13 protein-coding genes and 1 tRNA gene are annotated in these 17,093 nt (G+C 69.2%); 7 read left to right on the forward strand and 7 right to left on the reverse strand.

Features of this window, described 5'->3' with window-relative positions; translation table 11 throughout:
• Positions 1 to 2 precede the first annotated feature (2 nt).
• On the reverse strand, positions 3 to 569 hold the full coding sequence (locus ACT3T9_RS11120) for a hypothetical protein (RefSeq protein WP_441446014.1): 567 nt from the start codon (positions 567 to 569) through the stop codon (positions 3 to 5).
• Between the two features lie 256 nt (positions 570 to 825).
• Here ACT3T9_RS11120 and ACT3T9_RS11125 point away from each other — a divergent pair, with 256 nt between their 5' ends.
• Complete coding sequence (locus ACT3T9_RS11125) at positions 826 to 1,623, forward strand: sigma-70 family RNA polymerase sigma factor (RefSeq protein ID WP_441446015.1); 798 nt, start codon at positions 826 to 828, stop codon at positions 1,621 to 1,623.
• Entirely contained in the window at positions 1,620 to 1,991 is a 372-nt protein-coding gene (locus tag ACT3T9_RS11130; RefSeq protein ID WP_441446016.1) for an anti-sigma factor, read from the forward strand. Before ACT3T9_RS11125 ends, ACT3T9_RS11130 begins: the two co-directional genes overlap by 4 nt.
• Positions 1,992 to 2,121: 130 nt before the next feature.
• On the opposite strand, the gene ACT3T9_RS11135 is transcribed toward ACT3T9_RS11130, so the two are convergent.
• The 5 genes from ACT3T9_RS11135 to ACT3T9_RS11155 form a co-directional block, all read right to left on the reverse strand.
• The gene (locus tag ACT3T9_RS11135) at positions 2,122 to 2,196 is read right to left on the reverse strand and encodes a 50S ribosomal protein bL37 (protein ID WP_395963762.1); all 75 of its coding nucleotides are present in this window, start codon (positions 2,194 to 2,196) and stop codon (positions 2,122 to 2,124) included.
• A 137-nt stretch (positions 2,197 to 2,333) separates the two neighbouring features.
• Positions 2,334 to 2,978 (reverse strand): GDSL-type esterase/lipase family protein, encoded by a 645-nt coding sequence (locus ACT3T9_RS11140; RefSeq protein WP_441446017.1) that lies wholly within the window; start codon positions 2,976 to 2,978, stop codon positions 2,334 to 2,336.
• Between the two features lie 94 nt (positions 2,979 to 3,072).
• Entirely contained in the window at positions 3,073 to 6,969 is a 3,897-nt protein-coding gene (locus ACT3T9_RS11145) for a multifunctional oxoglutarate decarboxylase/oxoglutarate dehydrogenase thiamine pyrophosphate-binding subunit/dihydrolipoyllysine-residue succinyltransferase subunit (protein WP_444502100.1), read from the reverse strand.
• A gap of 150 nt (positions 6,970 to 7,119) precedes the next feature.
• Positions 7,120 to 8,217: an ATP-binding protein gene (locus tag ACT3T9_RS11150; RefSeq protein ID WP_441446084.1), complete on the reverse strand. Its 1,098-nt coding sequence runs from the start codon at positions 8,215 to 8,217 to the stop codon at positions 7,120 to 7,122.
• Positions 8,214 to 9,038, reverse strand: a complete 825-nt coding sequence (locus tag ACT3T9_RS11155; RefSeq protein WP_441446083.1) for a response regulator transcription factor — start codon at positions 9,036 to 9,038, stop codon at positions 8,214 to 8,216. Before ACT3T9_RS11155 ends, ACT3T9_RS11150 begins: the two co-directional genes overlap by 4 nt.
• 489 nt (positions 9,039 to 9,527) lie before the next feature.
• On the opposite strand from ACT3T9_RS11155, the gene ACT3T9_RS11160 reads away from it, so the two are divergent.
• From ACT3T9_RS11160 to ACT3T9_RS11170, 3 genes are all read left to right on the forward strand, one after another.
• Positions 9,528 to 10,307, forward strand: a complete 780-nt coding sequence (locus ACT3T9_RS11160; protein WP_442332458.1) for a M23 family metallopeptidase — start codon at positions 9,528 to 9,530, stop codon at positions 10,305 to 10,307.
• Positions 10,304 to 11,362: a tRNA (adenosine(37)-N6)-threonylcarbamoyltransferase complex transferase subunit TsaD gene (tsaD, locus tag ACT3T9_RS11165; protein WP_441446081.1), complete on the forward strand. Its 1,059-nt coding sequence runs from the start codon at positions 10,304 to 10,306 to the stop codon at positions 11,360 to 11,362. Before ACT3T9_RS11160 ends, tsaD begins: the two co-directional genes overlap by 4 nt.
• A 78-nt stretch (positions 11,363 to 11,440) precedes the next feature.
• A tRNA-Arg gene (locus tag ACT3T9_RS11170) sits at positions 11,441 to 11,516 on the forward strand.
• Between the two features lie 62 nt (positions 11,517 to 11,578).
• On the opposite strand, the gene ACT3T9_RS11175 is transcribed toward ACT3T9_RS11170, so the two are convergent.
• Entirely contained in the window at positions 11,579 to 13,855 is a 2,277-nt protein-coding gene (locus tag ACT3T9_RS11175; protein ID WP_441446080.1) for a bifunctional alpha,alpha-trehalose-phosphate synthase (UDP-forming)/trehalose-phosphatase, read from the reverse strand.
• Positions 13,856 to 14,209: 354 nt separating this feature from the next.
• On the opposite strand from ACT3T9_RS11175, the gene lysA reads away from it, so the two are divergent.
• Both lysA and ACT3T9_RS11185 read left to right on the forward strand, forming a co-directional pair.
• The gene (gene lysA, locus ACT3T9_RS11180) at positions 14,210 to 15,622 is read left to right on the forward strand and encodes a diaminopimelate decarboxylase (protein WP_441446079.1); all 1,413 of its coding nucleotides are present in this window, start codon (positions 14,210 to 14,212) and stop codon (positions 15,620 to 15,622) included.
• Between the two features lie 118 nt (positions 15,623 to 15,740).
• A complete protein-coding gene (locus ACT3T9_RS11185; protein ID WP_441446078.1) occupies positions 15,741 to 17,090 on the forward strand; it encodes a homoserine dehydrogenase in 1,350 nt (449 codons plus the stop codon).
• Positions 17,091 to 17,093: the final 3 nt, after the last annotated feature.

Genomic DNA, 17,093 nt, shown 5'->3' on the forward strand with positions numbered 1-17,093 from the left:
GGTCAACCCTGCTGGACGGAGAGCTGCTTCTGTGCTGTCTGCACTGCGCCCTTCGCCTTCTTCTCCAGCTTGTCGGCCTTCTTCTCGAGCTCACGCTGCGTCGCAGCGGCCTTCTTCTGGCTGCGCTCGACGAACTTGTTCGCGCGGTAGCCCAGCGAAGGACGACCATCGTGATCCACCACTGCCAGCAGCACGCCGCCGAGCAGCCCGGCGTCGGTGAGGATCGACTGGACCTCATGGGTCAGCTCCTCGCCCCGCAGCTCCCAGACCTTCTTGCGTCCGGCCCAGCCGATCGAGGTGGTCAACAGCAGCGTCGCCGCCGCGGCGCGCGGGTAACGGTTGGTGGCGTACAGGACGCCGGCGCCGGCCGCGACCGCGCCGGCAGCGCGGATCACGGTGCGCGCATCGACGAAGCCGGGCGCTGAGCTCTTGGCGATCGCAGAATCGACCGCGTCGAAGGCCTGCGGGTAGACATCGATCTCCCGCTCGGGGTGGAGTGCGGTGCGCACACCTTCGAAGATGAAGGGAGCGGCGAGCAGCGGTCGTGCGATGCGGCGGACCAGGGCCATGGTGTCCTCACGTTCTTGACGGGTGTCAGCAGGTCCGGTGAGCCGGCCGTGTCGGGCAGCTCACCGGCGTCCAGACTACAGCGGAGGGAACATCCGCCGGGCCTCTTGCGTTGCACCGGGTGCATGGAGGGGACGGACTTGGCCGCCCCTGACGATCCCGCGAGACTCCGGCGGATGCCGGGAGAGGAGACGATGTATGTCCGTGACTGTGCTCGAGCACGCTCCGACCCGGCCCCGTGGCGTAGGTTGGAGGACGATGATCCAGACTGATGCCACCCCGAGCCCTGAGGCCGGCCCGCCCGAGGCAGGCCCCCCTGAGGCTGACCGGGCGCCGACGATCCCAGCCCCTGACGACGTGCAGGATTTCGACTTCGAGACCGAGGCGCTGTCGCACCTGGACTCCCTTTATGGCGGCGCCTTGCGGATGACTCGCAACCCGCATGACGCGGAGGATCTGGTCCAGGACACCTTCGTCAAGGCCTTCCGTGCTCGTGATCGGTTCACCCCGGGCACCAACATGCGCGCCTGGCTGTACCGGATCATGACCAACGGCTACATCTCGATCTACCGCAAGAAGCAGCGCAGGCCGAAGGAGGCCTGGACCGACACGGTCGAGGATTGGCAGCTGGCGGAGGTCGCGGGCCACACCAGCAGCGGTCTCCGCTCGGCGGAGACCGAGGTGCTCGACAGCCTCCCCGACTCGGCGGTCAAAGATGCGCTGGGCGAGCTGCGGGAGGACTACCGCATCGCCGTCTATCTCGCCGACGTGGAGGGCTTCGCGTACAAGGAGATCGCCGAGATCATGGACACCCCGATCGGCACGGTCATGTCGCGCCTGCACCGCGGGCGCCGACAGCTGCGCGAGCAGCTCTCCGACTATGCCTACCGCAGCGGCTTCCTGCGAGAGGACCCCACGGAGACCGGGTCGGACACAAGGTCGAGCACCGGGTCGGATACAGGGGCAGGTTCCGGGCCGGGCGCCACGACGGAAGCCGAGACGGATGTGCGGGACCAGACGATCACCTCGTCGGACGATCGGGAGGAGGAACGATGAGCGACAGCGACTACGCAGGGCGTGACAGCGACGACGCAGGGCGTGAGGATGCCGGGCAGCGGCCGCGACGGGATCTTCGCTACGGGCTCGAAGAGGCGCTCGACGGTGAGCTTCCCCGGGAGATGGTGGAGAAGATGCAGCGCCACACCGTGGACTGCCCGGAATGCGCCGATGAGTGGGAGCAGGTGCGCCGGGTGAAGGAGCTGGTGCGCCGCAGCTGTGCGGATCGCGCACCCTCCGAGCTCCGCGAGCGCATCGCCGTGCAGTGCCGGACCGTCTCGGTGACCCGCACCGAGGTCGACGGCAGCACAGTGCGCATCACCACCAGCTCGACCACCACCCGTCGCACGTATCCCGACTCCGACTGACGGAGAGTGGCGCCGCCGCGAAGAGACTGCCTTCGGGCGCCGACGCAGGCATGACGAGCGCAGGCATGACGAAGGGCCCCTCCCGCGATGGGAGGGGCCCTTCGTCATGTCGCTCGTGGCGACGTCACGGTCAGCTGTTGGGGCGCTTGCCGTGATTCGCGCCGCTCTTGCGGCGAGCCTTGCGCTTGCGTCCTCGCTTGCTCATCACGATCTCCTTTCTTCGCCCGGGGGAACCCGACGATTGTGCCACATCACGCCGCCCCTGGAGTCTCCCGGAGGGGGCGCATGAACTTTGCTGAGTCCGAGGTCACTCGGCCTCGTCCCTGCTCAGGGGCGGGTGAGTCAGGATGAGGTGCCCAGCCAGGAGCCGAAGCCGGCGTGCAGCACCAGCCAGGCCATCAGCCCGTAGCCGGTCTGCCCCGGATGGTCGCCCGGTGAGCGGGACAGGTCGCTCTCCCACTGGTCGTGACCCGTCAGACCGCCGACGGTGTCGACGAAGGGGATCCGACGACGGGAGCAGACGTCCTCGAAGGCTGCGGAGAGCTCACGGACGGAGCTCGTGGTCCCCGGGTCGCGGCTGGGCGGCGGGCCGACCACGAACGCGGGGATCCGCAGACGCTCCAGCCCGTCGAGGATCTTGGCGAGGTTCAGGCGCGAGCGGGCCAGGGAGATCCCCGCCTCGACGTCGCCGCGTCCCATGGCCACCACCACCCGATGATCGATCGATCCGTCGGCCTGCCCCTGGGTCGAGAAGCGACGCTGCACCTCTTCGTCCCAGCGCTCGGCCAGGTCCGCGGAGCTCTGCGCGGGCAGTGCCGCGGTGAAGACGTCGATGCGGCTGTCCGCACCCTGCTCGCTGGCCACCGCTCGTCCGAGCCAGCCCAGTGCGCGGGCGTCACCGACCCCGGCGAGGAGCTCGTCTCCGAGCGCGATGATGCGGATCCGGGGTTCCGGATGCGGGGCGAGCGTCATGGGCACGGTGGGCACCGGGACCTCCTGGACGGGGACGGGGACCTCAACACTAACGGCGTCAACACTAACCGCGTCGCGGGCCACGGGCGAACCCGTGACCCGCGAGGAATCAGGCGTCGAAGGCCCGATCGAGCAGATCCTCCTGCTCGACCTTGTGGGTCGCGTTCGAGCCGGTGGCGGGGGAGGCGGAGGCCGCTCGGGCGACGACCCGCAGCGTGCGACCGACCTCGACCGCGAAGTTCATCGCCATGAAGCTCCAGGCGCCCTGGTTCTGCGGCTCCTCCTGGACCCACACCAGGTGGGCGTCGGGGTAGCCGTCCAGCGCCTTCTTCAGCTGCTCGCTGGGCAGCGGGTAGAGCTGCTCGACGCGGACGATCGCAGTGTCGGTAGTGCCCATCTTTTCGCGGCGGGCGGCCAGGTCCCAGTAGACCTTGCCGGAGGCGATCAGCACGCGACGCACCCCGGCCGGGTCCACGGTGGTGTCCGGCAGGACAGGCTCGAAGGTCCCGGTCGTGAAGTCCTCCACGCCGCTCACCGCTGCCTTGTTGCGCAGCATCGACTTCGGGGTGAAGACCACCAGCGGCTTCTTGGGCTCTGCGAGCGCCTGCTTGCGCAGCAGGTGGAAGTAGCTCGCAGGGGTCGACGGGGCCGCCACCCGCATGTTCTCCTCCGCGCACAGCTGCAGGAAGCGCTCGATGCGGGCGGAGGAGTGGTCCGGTCCCTGGCCCTCGTAGCCGTGCGGGAGCAGCATCACCACGCTCGAGTTCTGGCCCCACTTCTGCTCGGAGGCGGAGATGAACTCGTCGATGATGGTCTGCGCGCCGTTGACGAAGTCGCCGAACTGCGCTTCCCACAGCACCAGGGAGTTCGGGCTCTCGACCGAGTAGCCGTACTCGAAGCCCAGTGCCGCGAACTCCGAGAGCGAGGAGTCGTAGACATTGAAGCGAGCCTGGTCGTCAGAGAGGTAGGACAGCGGGGTCCAGGTGTCACCGTTCTCATGGTCGATGAGCACGCTGTGGCGCTGCACGAAGGTGCCGCGTCGGGAGTCCTGGCCCGCCAGTCGCACCCGATGCCCCTGGAGCAGCAGCGAGCCGAAGGCGATCAGCTCGCCGAAGGCCCAGTCGATCTTGCCGGAGGTGGACATCTGCGTGCGGCGCTGGAGCACCGTCATCAGCTTGGGGTGGACGGTGAACGAACCCGGGATGTCGGTGTGCGCCTTGCCGATCTGCTCGAGCACGGCGGGATCGAGGGCGGTGCGCACCTCCTCGGGCTCCGCAGCGTCCTGCTGAGCGTCCGGCAGCTCCAGGCCATTGACCGTGTCCGTGTCCGAAGAGCTCGCAGCGCCCCCGCGCGTGGAGGCGAACGCCTCATCCAGGTGATCCTGGAAGTTGCGAACCAGCCCTTCGGTCTCCTCTTCGGTGAGGTCTCCGCGCTCGATCAGCGCCTCCATGTACAGCTTGCGCGTGGAGGGCTTCTCCGAGATCAGCTTGTACATCTCGGGCTGGGTCATCGAGGGATCGTCCCCCTCGTTGTGCCCGCGGCGGCGGTAGCAGACCATGTCGATGACGACATCGCGCTGGAACTTCTGACGGAACTCGAAGGCGATCTCGGCGACCCGCACGCAGGCCTCCGGATCGTCGCCGTTGACGTGGAAGATCGGCAGCTGCGTGGACTTGGCGACATCCGTGGAGTAGTACGAGGAGCGCGAGGAGTCCGGCAGCGTGGTGAAACCGATCTGGTTGTTGATGATCACGTGGATGGTGCCGCCCGTGCGGTAACCGCGCAGCTCCGAGAGGTTGAGGGTCTCGGTGACCACTCCCTGGCCAGCGAACGACGCATCACCGTGCACGAGGACCGGGAGCACCGGGAACTCCTCGGGCCGCTCGAGACGGTCCTGCTTGGCGCGGACGATGCCCTCGAGGACCGGGTTCACGGCCTCCAGGTGAGAGGGGTTCGCTGCGAGGTACACCTTGGTGGACTCGCCGTCATGCGAGGTGTAGGTACCCTCGGTGCCCAGGTGGTACTTGACGTCGCCGGAGCCGAGCTTCTTGCCGTAGTTGCCCTCGAACTCCTGGAAGATCTGACCGTAGCTCTTCCCGGCGAGGTTCGAGAGCACGTTGAGGCGGCCTCGGTGGGACATGCCGATGCAGACCTCTTCGAGACCGTTGTGCGCGGCGCCATGCAGGACGGCATCCAGCATCGGGATGACGGCTTCGCCGCCCTCCAGCGAGAAGCGCTTCTGGCCCACGAACTTGGTCTGCAGGAAGGTCTCGAAGGCCTCCGCCGCATTGAGCCGATCCATGATGTGGGTCAGCTCGGTCTTGTCGAAGGGCTTGCGCGGAGTCTCCATCTGCTGCTGGATCCAGTCACGCTCCTCCGGGTCGGAGATGTGCATGTACTCCACACCGATGGTGCGGCAGTACGCATTGCGCAGTACCCCGAGGATGTCCCGCAGCGACATCTCGTCCTTGCCGCCCAGCCCACGGGTGGGGAAGGTGCGGTCCAGGTCCCACAGGGTCAGGCCATAGGTCTCGACATCGAGATCCGGGTGGGTGCGCACCTTGTACTGGAGGGGATCGGTGTCCGCCATCAGGTGCCCGCGCACGCGGTAGGCATGGATCATGTCCATCACCCGGGCCAGGCGCTCCGAGGTGGTGTGCTTGAAGGGGTTGTCCGGCACCCAGCGCACCGGCTGGTACGGAAGCCGCAGCGAGACGAAGACACGGTCGTAGAAGCCGTCCTTGCCCAGCAGCTTGTCGCCCATCCGCTTGAGGAACTCGCCCGAGGCGGCGCCCTGGATGATGCGGTGGTCGTAGGTCGAGGTCAGCGTCATGACCTTCGAGATCGCGAGCTCCGCGAGGGTGGCGGGGTTCGCGCCCTGGAACTGGGCGGGGTAGTCCATCGCCCCGACGCCCACGATCACGCCCTGGCCCTGCATGAGCCGCGGGATCGAATGGACGGTGCCGATGCCTCCCGGGTTGGTGAGCGACACCGTGGTGTGCGCGAAATCGTCCATGGTGAGCTTGCCGGCGCGGGCCTTCTTGACGACCTCCTCATAGGCCTTCCAGAAGCCGCGGAAGTCGAAGCGCTGGGCTGCCTTGATGCTCGGCACCACCAGGCCGCGCGAGCCGTCGGGCCGTGGCATGTCGATGGCGAGGCCGAAGTTGATGTCTTCCCGCTTGAGGAGGAGCGGCTTGCCCTTCTCGTCGACATCGAAGCCGTTGTTCATGTCGTTGATCTCGGTGATCGCCTCGATCATCGCCCAGCCGATGAGGTGGGTGAAGGAGACCTTGCCGGCGCGGTGGCGCTTGAGATGGTTGTTGATGACGATGCGGTTGTCGAACAGCAGCTTCACCGGCACGTCACGCACCGAGGTGGCCGTGGGCACCTCGAGGGACTCGGCCATGTTGCGCACGATCGCCGCGGCAGGGCCGCGCAGCTTGACGACCTCGGGCTCGCGCAGCTCGACGGCAGGGATCTGCGACGTGGTGGTGGGGACCTTCGCGGGACGGTCCGAGGTGGTGGAGACCGCCGGTGCCTTGGAGGCTGACTTCGCGGGATGGTCGTTCACGGCAGGGGATTCCTTCGCGGGCTGGGAGGCGGACGCTGGAGCTGCGGCCGACGAGGAGGACGGGGAGGACGGGGAGGACTGGGCAGGGGAGGCCGCTGCAGACGCCGCCTCGGCGGGCTGCGCCGGCGGGGGATCGGCCTTAGCGGCGGATGCCTTCGCGGCAGAAGCGTCCTGCTCCTGGGCGACGGGCGAGCTCTCGGAGCTCTTCGGAGGCGTCGTCGTCGACGTCTCGGAGGAGCTCGAGGGGGAGTCGGTACTCGAGGAGGACTCGGGAGGGGCCGAGGGCTCGGCGTTCACCGTGTGGGTGGAGAAGTACTCCGCCCAGCTCGGGTCGACGCTCGAGGGATCCTCACGCCACTGCTCGCGGAGCGCGTCCACGAGCCACTGATTCGGGCCGAACTCCGCAGAATCGGAGTCCTGTGTCTGCTGTGACACTCTGAGATCGCCAGCCTTCTCACGGTCGAGAGATACGGATGGGCTCAGCCTAACGGCAGACGGTGCCCGACGTGCGCGGACGCCGCCTCCTCGGCAGGAACAGAGGGGGTGAGGTGCCTGACATCACCCTGTCAGGCCAGGATCACCCTGTCAGACCAGGGGCGCGTCCCCCGGGAGCACAACTCGGATCAGCGAGGAGCGGCCGTCCTGGTCGTCCCGGCTGCGGGGGTCGTCGAGCACCTCGATCGTGCCGCCATGCAGGCCCACCGCCCATCGGGCGATCGCCAGGCCCAGGCCGGTGCCTCCCGAGGAGTCGGCGTAGCCCCCTCGCTGGAATCGTTCGAACACGCGGGAGCGGTCCTCGCGCGCGATGCCCGGGCCCTCATCGTGCACGTCGATCCGCACCCCTCGGTCCGTTCCCGTGCGCACCGCGGAGATATGTATCCGACCGCCGACGGGGGAGTGCCGGGCGGCGTTCTCGAGCAGGTTGTGGATGACCTGATGCAAGCGGGCCGCATCCGCCGCGACCGACAGGTCGGGAGGATCGACCTCGACGATCCACCTCACGTCGCGGCCGCCCGAGGCCAGGGACGCGGCGTCCACCACCTCGTGGAGGAACGGAGTGAGCTCGACGGCCTCGAGATCCAGCTCGACCACCCCGGCATCCAGACGGGAGAGATCCAGCAGGTGGCCCACCAGCTGGGAGAGCCGCTCGGTCTCGTTCAGCGCCACCTCGAGAGCGGCGGGGTCGGGCTCGGTGACCCCGTCCACGAGATTCTCCAGCTGCGCGCGCAGCCCGGCGACCGGGGTGCGCAGCTCATGGGAGACGTTGGCGACCAGGTCCCGGCGCATCCGGTCGGTCTGCTCGAGCTCAGAGGCCATCGTGGAGAACGCTGCGGCCAGCTGACCCACCTCGTCGCGGCTGCTGGTGCGCACCTCTCGGCTGTAGTCGCCGCGGGCCATGGCCTGGGCGGCGCCGGTCATCTCGCGCAGCGGCGAGGTCATGCCGCGGGCCAGCAGCTGGGTGAAGACCAGCGCGGCGATCACCACCAGGGGCAGCGCGAGCAGCGGTTCGATGCCGGCACGGATGCTCACCTGCGTGAGCAGCGCTGCGACGCTCACGCTCGCCGCGACCAGGATGCCGAGCTTGACCTTGAAGGAGCGGAAACGATCCAGGGGGCGCACGTCGAGCCGCTCGGGGACGCGGCGCCGAGAAGAGCCGGGCACCCCGCCCCGGGGGGAGCTCACGAGCCGTCGGTGGGAAGGTTGGGGGTCGCCATCGAGGAGAGGTCCGGTGTGGTCCCTGCACTCGTGCCCGGAGCCTCCGCGCCCGCCTCCGGGTCCTCGGGGATCTCCAGGGCGTAGCCGACTCCGTGGACCGTGCGCACCAGGTCGGCGCCGAGCTTGCGGCGCAGCGCCTTGACGTGGGAGTCCACGGTGCGGGTTCCGGTCGCGTCCACCCAGTCCCAGACATCCGCCAGCAGCTGCTCGCGAGTCAGGACGGTGCCGGGCGCTCCAGCCAGGCACAGCAGCAGATCGAACTCGGTGGGCGTCAGATGGGCGGGGGCCCCAGCGCGCATCACCCTGCGGCCGGCCCGGTCGATGACCAGGTCCCCGAACTCAAGAGCCTCCTGCTTCTCCGCCTCGGTGGGGGCCGGTGCACCGGCGCGCCTCACCCGTCGCAGCAGCGCCTTGAGGCGGGCGACGAGCTCGCGCATCGAGAAGGGCTTGGTCATGTAGTCATCCGCGCCCACGCCGAGGCCCACCAGCATGTCGGTCTCGTCGTCGCGCGCGGTGAGCATGAGCACCGGGACCGGCTCGTCGGCCTGGATCCGGCGGCACACCTCGAGCCCGTCGAAGCCCGGGAGCATCACATCCAGCACCACCACATCGGGTCGCACCTCGGCCACCGTCCGCACTCCGGACGGACCGTCCAGGGCGGTGGAGACCTCCCACCCTTCGGCGGTGAGCCGGTCGGCGATCGCACGGGTGATCGTGGGCTCGTCCTCGATCACCACCACGCGCACGGGGGCGTTTCCGGTGGCTGCTGTCTTGTCCGGGGTCGGCATGGGGACACTCTAGACGGCGCTGCCTGGATCCCTCCGGGTAACGGCCGGGCAGGTGGGGACCTGCGACCGGCCCGGCACCCGGCGCGTGACGGCGGGTATCGCAGCGGCAGGAACCGCAGCGACGGGTGCCGCGCCGGAATGTGACGCACGGGGCACTCCCGAGCCTCCGGACGTGATGCGAACCCCTGGCTGGGCGCCCTCGCGTCAAGATCGGGCAACCTTTATGGCATCTCGGCAAAAACTTGGCAATGACCCGGTTGACCTGCTCGTCGGGCGCCCCGAGCGGCACGTAGTTTGGTCGAGGTTGTTCGGCGACGCGTACTTCCCCTGTCCGGCGTCGCGTTCGGACAGAGGCTTGAACGGGAACTACGCAGTCGCAATGGAAGAGGTCAACACGTGGCGAATCATCGCGCCGACGGACGCGCAGCAGTGCGCAAGCACCGCGCAGTCGGAGGGACCCATCGCGATTCTGCACTCTCTTCGGGTGCCTTGAAGGCGGGTGTCCTGGGAGTCCTGGCCACCGCCACCATCGCCGCTCCGCTGGCTGCCGCCGCGGCCGGGATCGATGAGGCCGCCCCGCAGGGCGAGACCGTGGCGCAGGCTCAGCCCGCTGCCGTCGCCGCGCAGCCCGCTGCCGCCATCGCCCCGGTGGCGCTGCCCGCCGCCGAGGCCGCCGCGACCGTCGATGCTGCGGTCGAGACCCGCACCGAGGAGGACGGCGCCAGCCGCTCCGAGGAGCGCACCGCTCCCGCGTCCGACGAGGCCGCCGCCGAGGAGCCTGCAGAGCAGGGCACCGGCATCGAGGTCTCCCTCCCTGAGCCCGAACCCGAACCCGAGGCGGTCGAGGTCGACGGCTCCGGCGCGGCGGCTCCCATCGGCGGCTCCGGCTACGTCCGTCCCGTCAACGGCACGATCACCTCCGGCTACGGCGGCCGCGTCCACCCCGTTCTCGGCTATTACAAGGGCCATGACGGCGTCGACTTCGGTGCCTCCTGCGGTACCCCGGTGCACGCGGCCAAGTCCGGCACCGTCGTCGCGGTCGAGTACCACCACGCCTCCGGCAACCGGGTCAAGATCGACCACGGCAACGGGGTCGTCACCGGCTACTACCACCTGCAGGGGTTCAACACCTCGGTGGGTGCGACCGTAGGCGCAGGCGACACCATCGGCTACGTCGGCTCGACCGGCCGCTCCACCGGCTGCCACCTGCACTTCGCGAAGATGGACGAGGCGGGCAACTACTCCAACCCGATGTCGATCCTGCGGTGACGACCTCCGGGTCCCCGATCGTCCTCGGGATCGAGTCCTCGTGCGACGAGACCGGGTTCGGCCTCGTCTCCGACGGAGTCCTCCTGGGGCAGGGTCTCGCCTCGAGCGCCGCACAGCATGCCGACTTCGGGGGAGTGGTCCCCGAGATCGCCGCCCGTGCCCACGTCGAGGCGGTGGTCCCCACCCTGCGAATCGCCGTCGAGGACGCCGGCATCCAGCTGTCGGACATCACCCACGTCGCTGTGACCTCCGGTCCGGGCCTCGCCACTGCAGTTCATGTGGGCCTCGCCGCCGCGAAGTCGATCGCATGGTCGCTCGGCAAGCCCCTGTACGGCGTCCACCACCTGGCCGGACACGCCGCCGCCGACACCCTCGAGCACGGCCCGCTGCCCGAGCGCAGCATCGTGCTGATCGTCTCCGGTGGTCACACCTCGATCCTCGCCGTCGGGGATCTGGTGCGCGATCCCATCGAGCACCTCGGCGACACCCTCGACGACGCTGCCGGCGAGGCCTTCGACAAGGTCTCGCGTCTGCTGGGACTCGGCTATCCCGGTGGCCCGGCGATCTCCCGTGCCGCGGTCGAGGGGGACCCCACCGCGTTCTCCTTCCCCCGCGCGATGCTGCGGCCGAAGGACGCGCCGTTCACCTTCTCCTTCTCCGGGCTGAAGACTGCGGTGGCTCGGACCGTCGAGACCCTCGAACGGGCGGGAGAGCCGGTGCCGGTCGCAGACATCGCAGCCTCCTTCGAACAGGCCGTGGTCGACGTGCTGGTCAAGAAGGCGCTCCGGGCCGTGAAGGAACGGAATCTGGACACCCTGATCATCGTCGGCGGCGTCGCCGCGAATGCTCGGCTGCGCGCCGTGGCGCAGGAGAAGTGCGACGCGGCGGGCATCGAGCTGCGGATCCCACCGCCGGCGCTGTGCACCGACAACGGGGCGATGATCGCCGCTGTCGGCGACCTCCTGGTACGCTCCGGCGCCGCTCCGAGCGGGCTGCGCATCGCCGCGGATCCCTCCGCCGTTCTGCACGGGGCCCAGCTGCCGCTGCTGCGGTGAGGTCCCGCTCACACCGACCGTCTGCGGAGTGTCCGAGGACGACCCCGGGCGAGAGGTGTTGCTAGACTTCCGTGGTCGGCCCGCGTAGCTCAGTGGATAGAGCGTCTGCCTCCGGAGCAGAAGGTCGTAGGTTCGAATCCTGTCGCGGGCACCAGAATGAAGAGCCGGGACGTCGTCAGCAGACGGCGTCCCGGCTCTTCTCTGTTCCGCTGAGGATCAGCTCTGCTCGCCCCGCAGCGCGAGCAGCCGCTGCAGCACGCCCCGCACCGCCTCGGTGTCCGAGATCCGCAACGTGGCCGCGGTGTCTCCGCCGCCCACCTTGAGCCCCACATCATGGGCGCCGAGCTGGGCGAAGACGGATTCGTCGGTGACGTCGTCACCCAGGTAGAGCCACGCGTCGGCGGCGCTCGCCCGGGCCAGGGCATCGATGGCCACCCCCTTCGAGGTGTGGACGACGGCGAACTCCACCACCTCCTTGCCCGGCGTCACGGTGACATCCGGCAGGGTCGTCGCGTATTCGAGCGCGGACTCCGTGGCGTTGATCGCGCCGCGGCCCTTGGCATTGCGGGTGTGCAGCACCGCAGCCGTCGGCTTGGTCTCGACCTCCGTGCCCGGATGGGCACGGGCGATCCTGCGCAGGGTTGCCGTGATCGATGCGAGCAGGTCCTCCTTCTCCGGAGTCATCGCCAGCGCCGTCTTGTCGACCACCTCAGCCTGCATCCACGGCGGCAGCGCCCCCACCTCCGCACCGTGGGATCCCACCAGCACCACCGAGCTGGGCATGTTGGTGAGCGCGTCCAGGTCGGCCAGCGCCCGCCCCGAGACCAGGGCGACCGCGACGCCGGGCAGCTCCGAGAGCTCGCGCAGCGCGGTGAGCGAAGGGAAGTCGGGCTGGACCGCATCGCGATCGGCGACGATCGGTGCGAGCACCCCATCGAAGTCCGAGGCGATCAGCAGCCGCGGCACCTCGGTGAAGTCCTTCAGCGCCGTCTCGATCTCTGCGTCCGCGCTGGTCTTGTCCCCTCTCAGGTGCACCACCGGGGTGGTCTTCTGCTCCGGGGTCCGGGACTCTTCGAGCTGCTGCAGGAAGCTGTGCGCCCAGGCCTGCACATCCTGCTCCATCACCTGATGGCGCAGGGAGCGCATCGCCTCCTCCTGCTCCTCGGGCGGCATCGCCAGCGCCCGCAGCGTCGCCGCCTTCAGCTCGTCGATGTCATGCGGGTTCACCAGCACCGCGGCACGCAGCTCGTCGGCGGCGCCGGCGAACTCGCTGAGCACCAGCACCCCCTGGAGGTCGGGCCGGGAGGCGACGTACTCCTTGGCCACCAGGTTCATGCCGTCGCGCAACGCCGTCACCAGCACCACGTCCGCAGCCATGAACAGCGCGGTCATGTCGCGGCGATCGAAGGAGTGGTGCTGATAGGAGACGGCGGGGCGGCCGATGGGGGCATGCTCGCCGTTGATCCTGCCCACGATCAGCTCGATCTCGTCGCGCAGCTGGCGGTAAGCCTCCACCCGTTCCCGGGACGGAGTGGCGACCTGGATCATGACCGTCTCGTGCGGATCGATAGACCCGTCATCGAGCAGCTCGCCGTAGGCCTTGAGGCGGTGGCGGATGCCCTTGGTGTAGTCGAGGCGGTCCACTCCCAGCACGATCTTCTCGGGCTCGCCGAGGTCTCGGCGCAGCTGCGCGGCACGCTCCCGGATCTCCGGGTCCTCGGTGAGGGCGGAGACGGCGGCGGAGTCGATCGAGATCGGGAAGGTCTGCACCTGTACCTCGCGCACAGGAGCGGCGCCGAGGCCGGGCACGAAGATCGTCTTCCCCTCGACGTGGTAGCCCAGGAGCTTGCGCACCGCCGCCACGAAGTTCAGCGAATCGCTCTCGCGCTGGAAGCCCAGCAGGTCGGCGCCCAGCAGCCCGCGCAGCACCGAGTTCCGCTTGGGCAGCTGGGAGAACAGCTCCACGGCGGGGAAGGGGATGTGGTTGAAGAATCCGATCCGCACGTCGCTGCGCGAGGCCCGGATCATCTGCGGCACGAGCTGGAGCTGGTAGTCGTGCACCCAGATCATCCCGCCCTCGGCCGCCACCTGGGCCGCGGTCTGCGCGAAGCGCCGGTTCGCCGAGAGATAGGTGTCCCACCAGCCGCGATGGAACTCCGGCTCGACGATGACGTCGTGATAGAGCGGCCAGAGGGTGCCATTGGAGAACCCCTCGTAGTACCGCTCGATGTCCTGCTGGTCCAGCCGTACGGGGTACAGGCTCATCCCATCCGCGTCGAACGGGTCCGGAGCGTCTCCCGGGGAGCCGCCCCATCCCACCCAGGCCCCCGAGTCGACGTTGCGCATCACCGACTCCATGGCCGTGACCAGGCCGCCGGGGCTGGTCACCCACTCGGTGGCACCATCGGGAAGCGTGCGTGAATCCACCGGCAGCCGGTTGGCGACCACCACCAGCTGGTGGTGCCCGCCCTGAGTCGAGGATGCTGAGGGCATCGGGTCTCCTTCGCGTCGAGTCGGGTGAGGAGGCGAGGGGGCTGTCGTCGCCCGAGAGCGACGGACAGGGCTCCCGCGCCGATATCTCGACACTATCAAGTGCGCTCACTCACCCCGTCGCGCCGGAAGGCCCTGAGCCTGCCGGTGAGCTGGGGTTCTGACCGGCGTGGAGGATCCCGGCCGGCTGGATGGGCACAGCTCTGAGCCGGCTGGACGGGCACAGCCCGGAGGGGCGTTCGCGGACCGGACGCGCCTGCGCCGTGCGCGGTGGCGCGCCTACCCTCGGCAGGGCGCCGATGGCGCGACCCTTCGGCACGTCCGCCGGGGCGGGAGAGTGCGAGACCAGGAGCAGATATGCGCGCCCACGAAGCCGGAGCCCTTCATGGCAACGATGCCGCCCCCACCTGGCTGCCCTATCCGACCGATGTCAACACCCTGATCGATGGGCTGTGGTCGCGCAACACCTCCAGGAATGCACAGGGCGCGGTCGAGGTGGGCGGGGTCGACGTCCACCGCATCGCCGAAGAGGTGGGCACCCCTGCGTTCGTGCTCGACGAGGAGGACTTCCGCCACCGGGCCCGGGCCTTCCGCGATGCCTTCGCCGAGGCGTTCCACGCGCATGCCGGGGCCGATGTCTACTACGCGGGCAAGGCCTTCCTGTGCGGGGCGGTGGCCCGCTGGGTCCAGGAGGACGGGCTGGGCCTCGATGTCTGCACCGGCGGCGAGCTCGCCGTGGCGCTGCGTGCTGGATTCCCCGCTGCCCGTATCGCGCTGCACGGCAACAACAAGTCCGAGGGCGAGATCCGCCGCGCCCTCGAGGCAGGGGTAGGCCGTATCGTCATCGACTCGCTCGAAGAGATCGAGCTCGTCAACGCGCTCGCCGAGCAGCTCGGCGTGCGCACTGCCGTCATGCTGCGGGTGACCACCGGTGTGGAGGCGCACACCCACGAGTTCATCGCCACCGCGCACGAGGACCAGAAGTTCGGTCTCTCCCTCTCCGGAGGCGCCGCCCTGGAATCGGTGCGTCGCGTGCTCGAGGCACCCCAGCTGGACCTGATCGGCCTGCACTCCCACATCGGTTCCCAGATCTTCGACACCGGCGGCTTCGAGGTCGCCGCACGCCGCGTGCTCGGGCTGGTCGCCGAGGTCCGGGACGAGCTCGGTCACACCATCAAGAACCTCGACCTCGGCGGCGGCTTCGGCGTCATGTACAACACCCAGCACACGCCGGCCACGCCGGAAGCGCTCGCGAACGGCATCGCCCGGATCGTCGAGAAGCAGTGCCTCGAGCTCGAGCTCGACGTGCCCCACGTGTCCTTCGAACCCGGCCGCGCGATCGCCGGCCCCTCCACACAGACGCTCTACTCCGTGGGCACCATCAAGGACGTGCGCCTCGGCGGCCCTCATCACCGCCTCTACGTCTCGGTCGACGGTGGTATGAGCGACAACGTGCGCACCGCCCTCTACGACGCCGACTACTCGTGCCTGCTCACCGGTCGGGTCTCCGACGTCACCCCCGAGGTGGTCCGCGTGGTCGGCAAGCACTGCGAGAGCGGCGACATCGTGGTCAAGGACGAGTACCTGCCCGGCGACGTCCGCCGCGGCGACCTGATCTCGGTCCCCGTCACCGGTGCCTACTGCTATTCACTGGCCTCGAACTACAACCATGTCCCGCGACCGCCGGTGGTCGCGGTCCGTGATGGTGAGATCCGCACCCTCATCCGTCGCGAGACGGAGGAGGACCTGCTGGGCCTCGACGTCGGCTGAGCTTCCGGCGGCTGTCGCAATCGTTCATGCAGGGTCACGGAGCGCCCTCCCCCTCGGATACAGTGCGGGGGCCCGCCTCCGCCGATCCGTCGGACCCCGTGGAAGGACCACCTCGCAGATGTCATTGCACCATTCAGGCAGCCCGGTGTCCCCGGATCTGCCGACGCTCCGAGTCGCCGTCCTCGGCGCCGGGACCGTCGGCTCTGAGGTGCTGCGCCTGCTCTCCCAGCAGGGCAGCGAGTTCACCCACCGGATCGGGGCTCGGCTCGAGGTGATCGGCGTCGCCGTGCGCGATCTCGGCCGGGACCGCGGAGAGCACGTGCCCGCGGCCCTCCTCACCGACGACGCGACCCGCTTGGTGCGGGAGGCGGATCTGGTGGTCGAGGTGATGGGCGGCATCGAGCCGGCCCGCACGCTGCTGCTGGACGCGATGATCCACGGAGCCAGCGTGGTGACCGCCAACAAGGCGCTGCTGGCCCAGGACGGTGCCTCGCTCTACGAAGCGGCCGACGCCCATGGCGTGGACCTCTACTTCGAAGCAGCGGTCGCCGGCGCGATCCCGCTGGTGCGCCCGGTGCGCGAGTCCCTCGCGGGGGACCGCATCCAGCGCGTGCTCGGGATCGTCAACGGCACCACCAACTTCATCCTCGACGCCATGACGCGCACCGGGGCGAGCTTCGAGGACGCCCTGGCCGACGCCCAGGAGCTCGGCTATGCGGAAGCTGATCCGACGGCGGACGTCGAGGGCCACGACGCGGCGGCGAAGGCGTCCATCCTCGCCTCGCTCGCCTTCCACAGCCGGGTCCGGCTCGCGGACGTGCACTGCGAGGGCATCACCGCCGTCTCCGCGCAGGACATCACCGCAGCCGCCCGCATGGGACGCACCATCAAGCTGCTCTCGATCGTCGAGCGGATCGAGGAGGAGGGCGGCGAGCGGATCTCAGCCCGTGTCTACCCGGCACTGATCCCCGACCACCACCCCCTGGCCTCGGTCTCCGAGGCGTACAACGCGGTGTTCATCGAGGCAGAGGCCGCCGGCTCCCTGATGTTCTACGGACAGGGTGCAGGCGGTGCACCGACCGCCTCCGCGATTCTCGGCGACGTCGTCTCCGCTGCCCGCGCCCGGGTCCATGGGGGAGTGGGACCGCGGGAGTCCCGCTACGCCGAGCTCGAGTCGATCCCGCTCGAGGAGTTGCGCAGTGCGTTCTACGTCTCCCTGACCGTGCAGGACCGCCCCGGTGTGCTCGCTGAGATCGCCGGCACCCTCTCGGGCTACGGGATCTCGATCTCGACCATCCACCAGGAGCTGCTGGACGAACGCGGAGAGGAGGGGGAGCAGGCCCGTGCCCACATCGGCATCAGCACCCATCGTGCGCTCGAGTCCGCGATGACCGCCTCTCTGGATGTGTTCTCCTCCACTGCCACGGTGCTCAGCATCGATTCCGTCCTGCGCATCGAAGGAGAATGACCC

It is taken from the genome of Brachybacterium sp. AOP29-B2-41, assembly GCF_052378395.1.
Taxonomy (GTDB): domain Bacteria; phylum Actinomycetota; class Actinomycetes; order Actinomycetales; family Dermabacteraceae; genus Brachybacterium.

What these genes read in the sequence shown, in the direction of transcription:
- ACT3T9_RS11120 (WP_441446014.1), bottom strand. Translation starts at nt 569, where the DNA reads ATGGCCCTGGTCCGCCGCATCGCACGACCGCTGCTCGCCGCTCCCTTC.
- ACT3T9_RS11125 (WP_441446015.1), top strand. Translation starts at nt 826, where the DNA reads ATGATCCAGACTGATGCCACCCCGAGCCCTGAGGCCGGCCCGCCCGAG.
- ACT3T9_RS11130 (WP_441446016.1), top strand. Translation starts at nt 1,620, where the DNA reads ATGAGCGACAGCGACTACGCAGGGCGTGACAGCGACGACGCAGGGCGT.
- ACT3T9_RS11155 (WP_441446083.1), bottom strand. Translation starts at nt 9,038, where the DNA reads ATGCCGACCCCGGACAAGACAGCAGCCACCGGAAACGCCCCCGTGCGC.
- ACT3T9_RS11175 (WP_441446080.1), bottom strand. Translation starts at nt 13,855, where the DNA reads ATGCCCTCAGCATCCTCGACTCAGGGCGGGCACCACCAGCTGGTGGTG.
- lysA (WP_441446079.1), top strand. Translation starts at nt 14,210, where the DNA reads ATGCGCGCCCACGAAGCCGGAGCCCTTCATGGCAACGATGCCGCCCCC.
- ACT3T9_RS11185 (WP_441446078.1), top strand. Translation starts at nt 15,741, where the DNA reads ATGTCATTGCACCATTCAGGCAGCCCGGTGTCCCCGGATCTGCCGACG.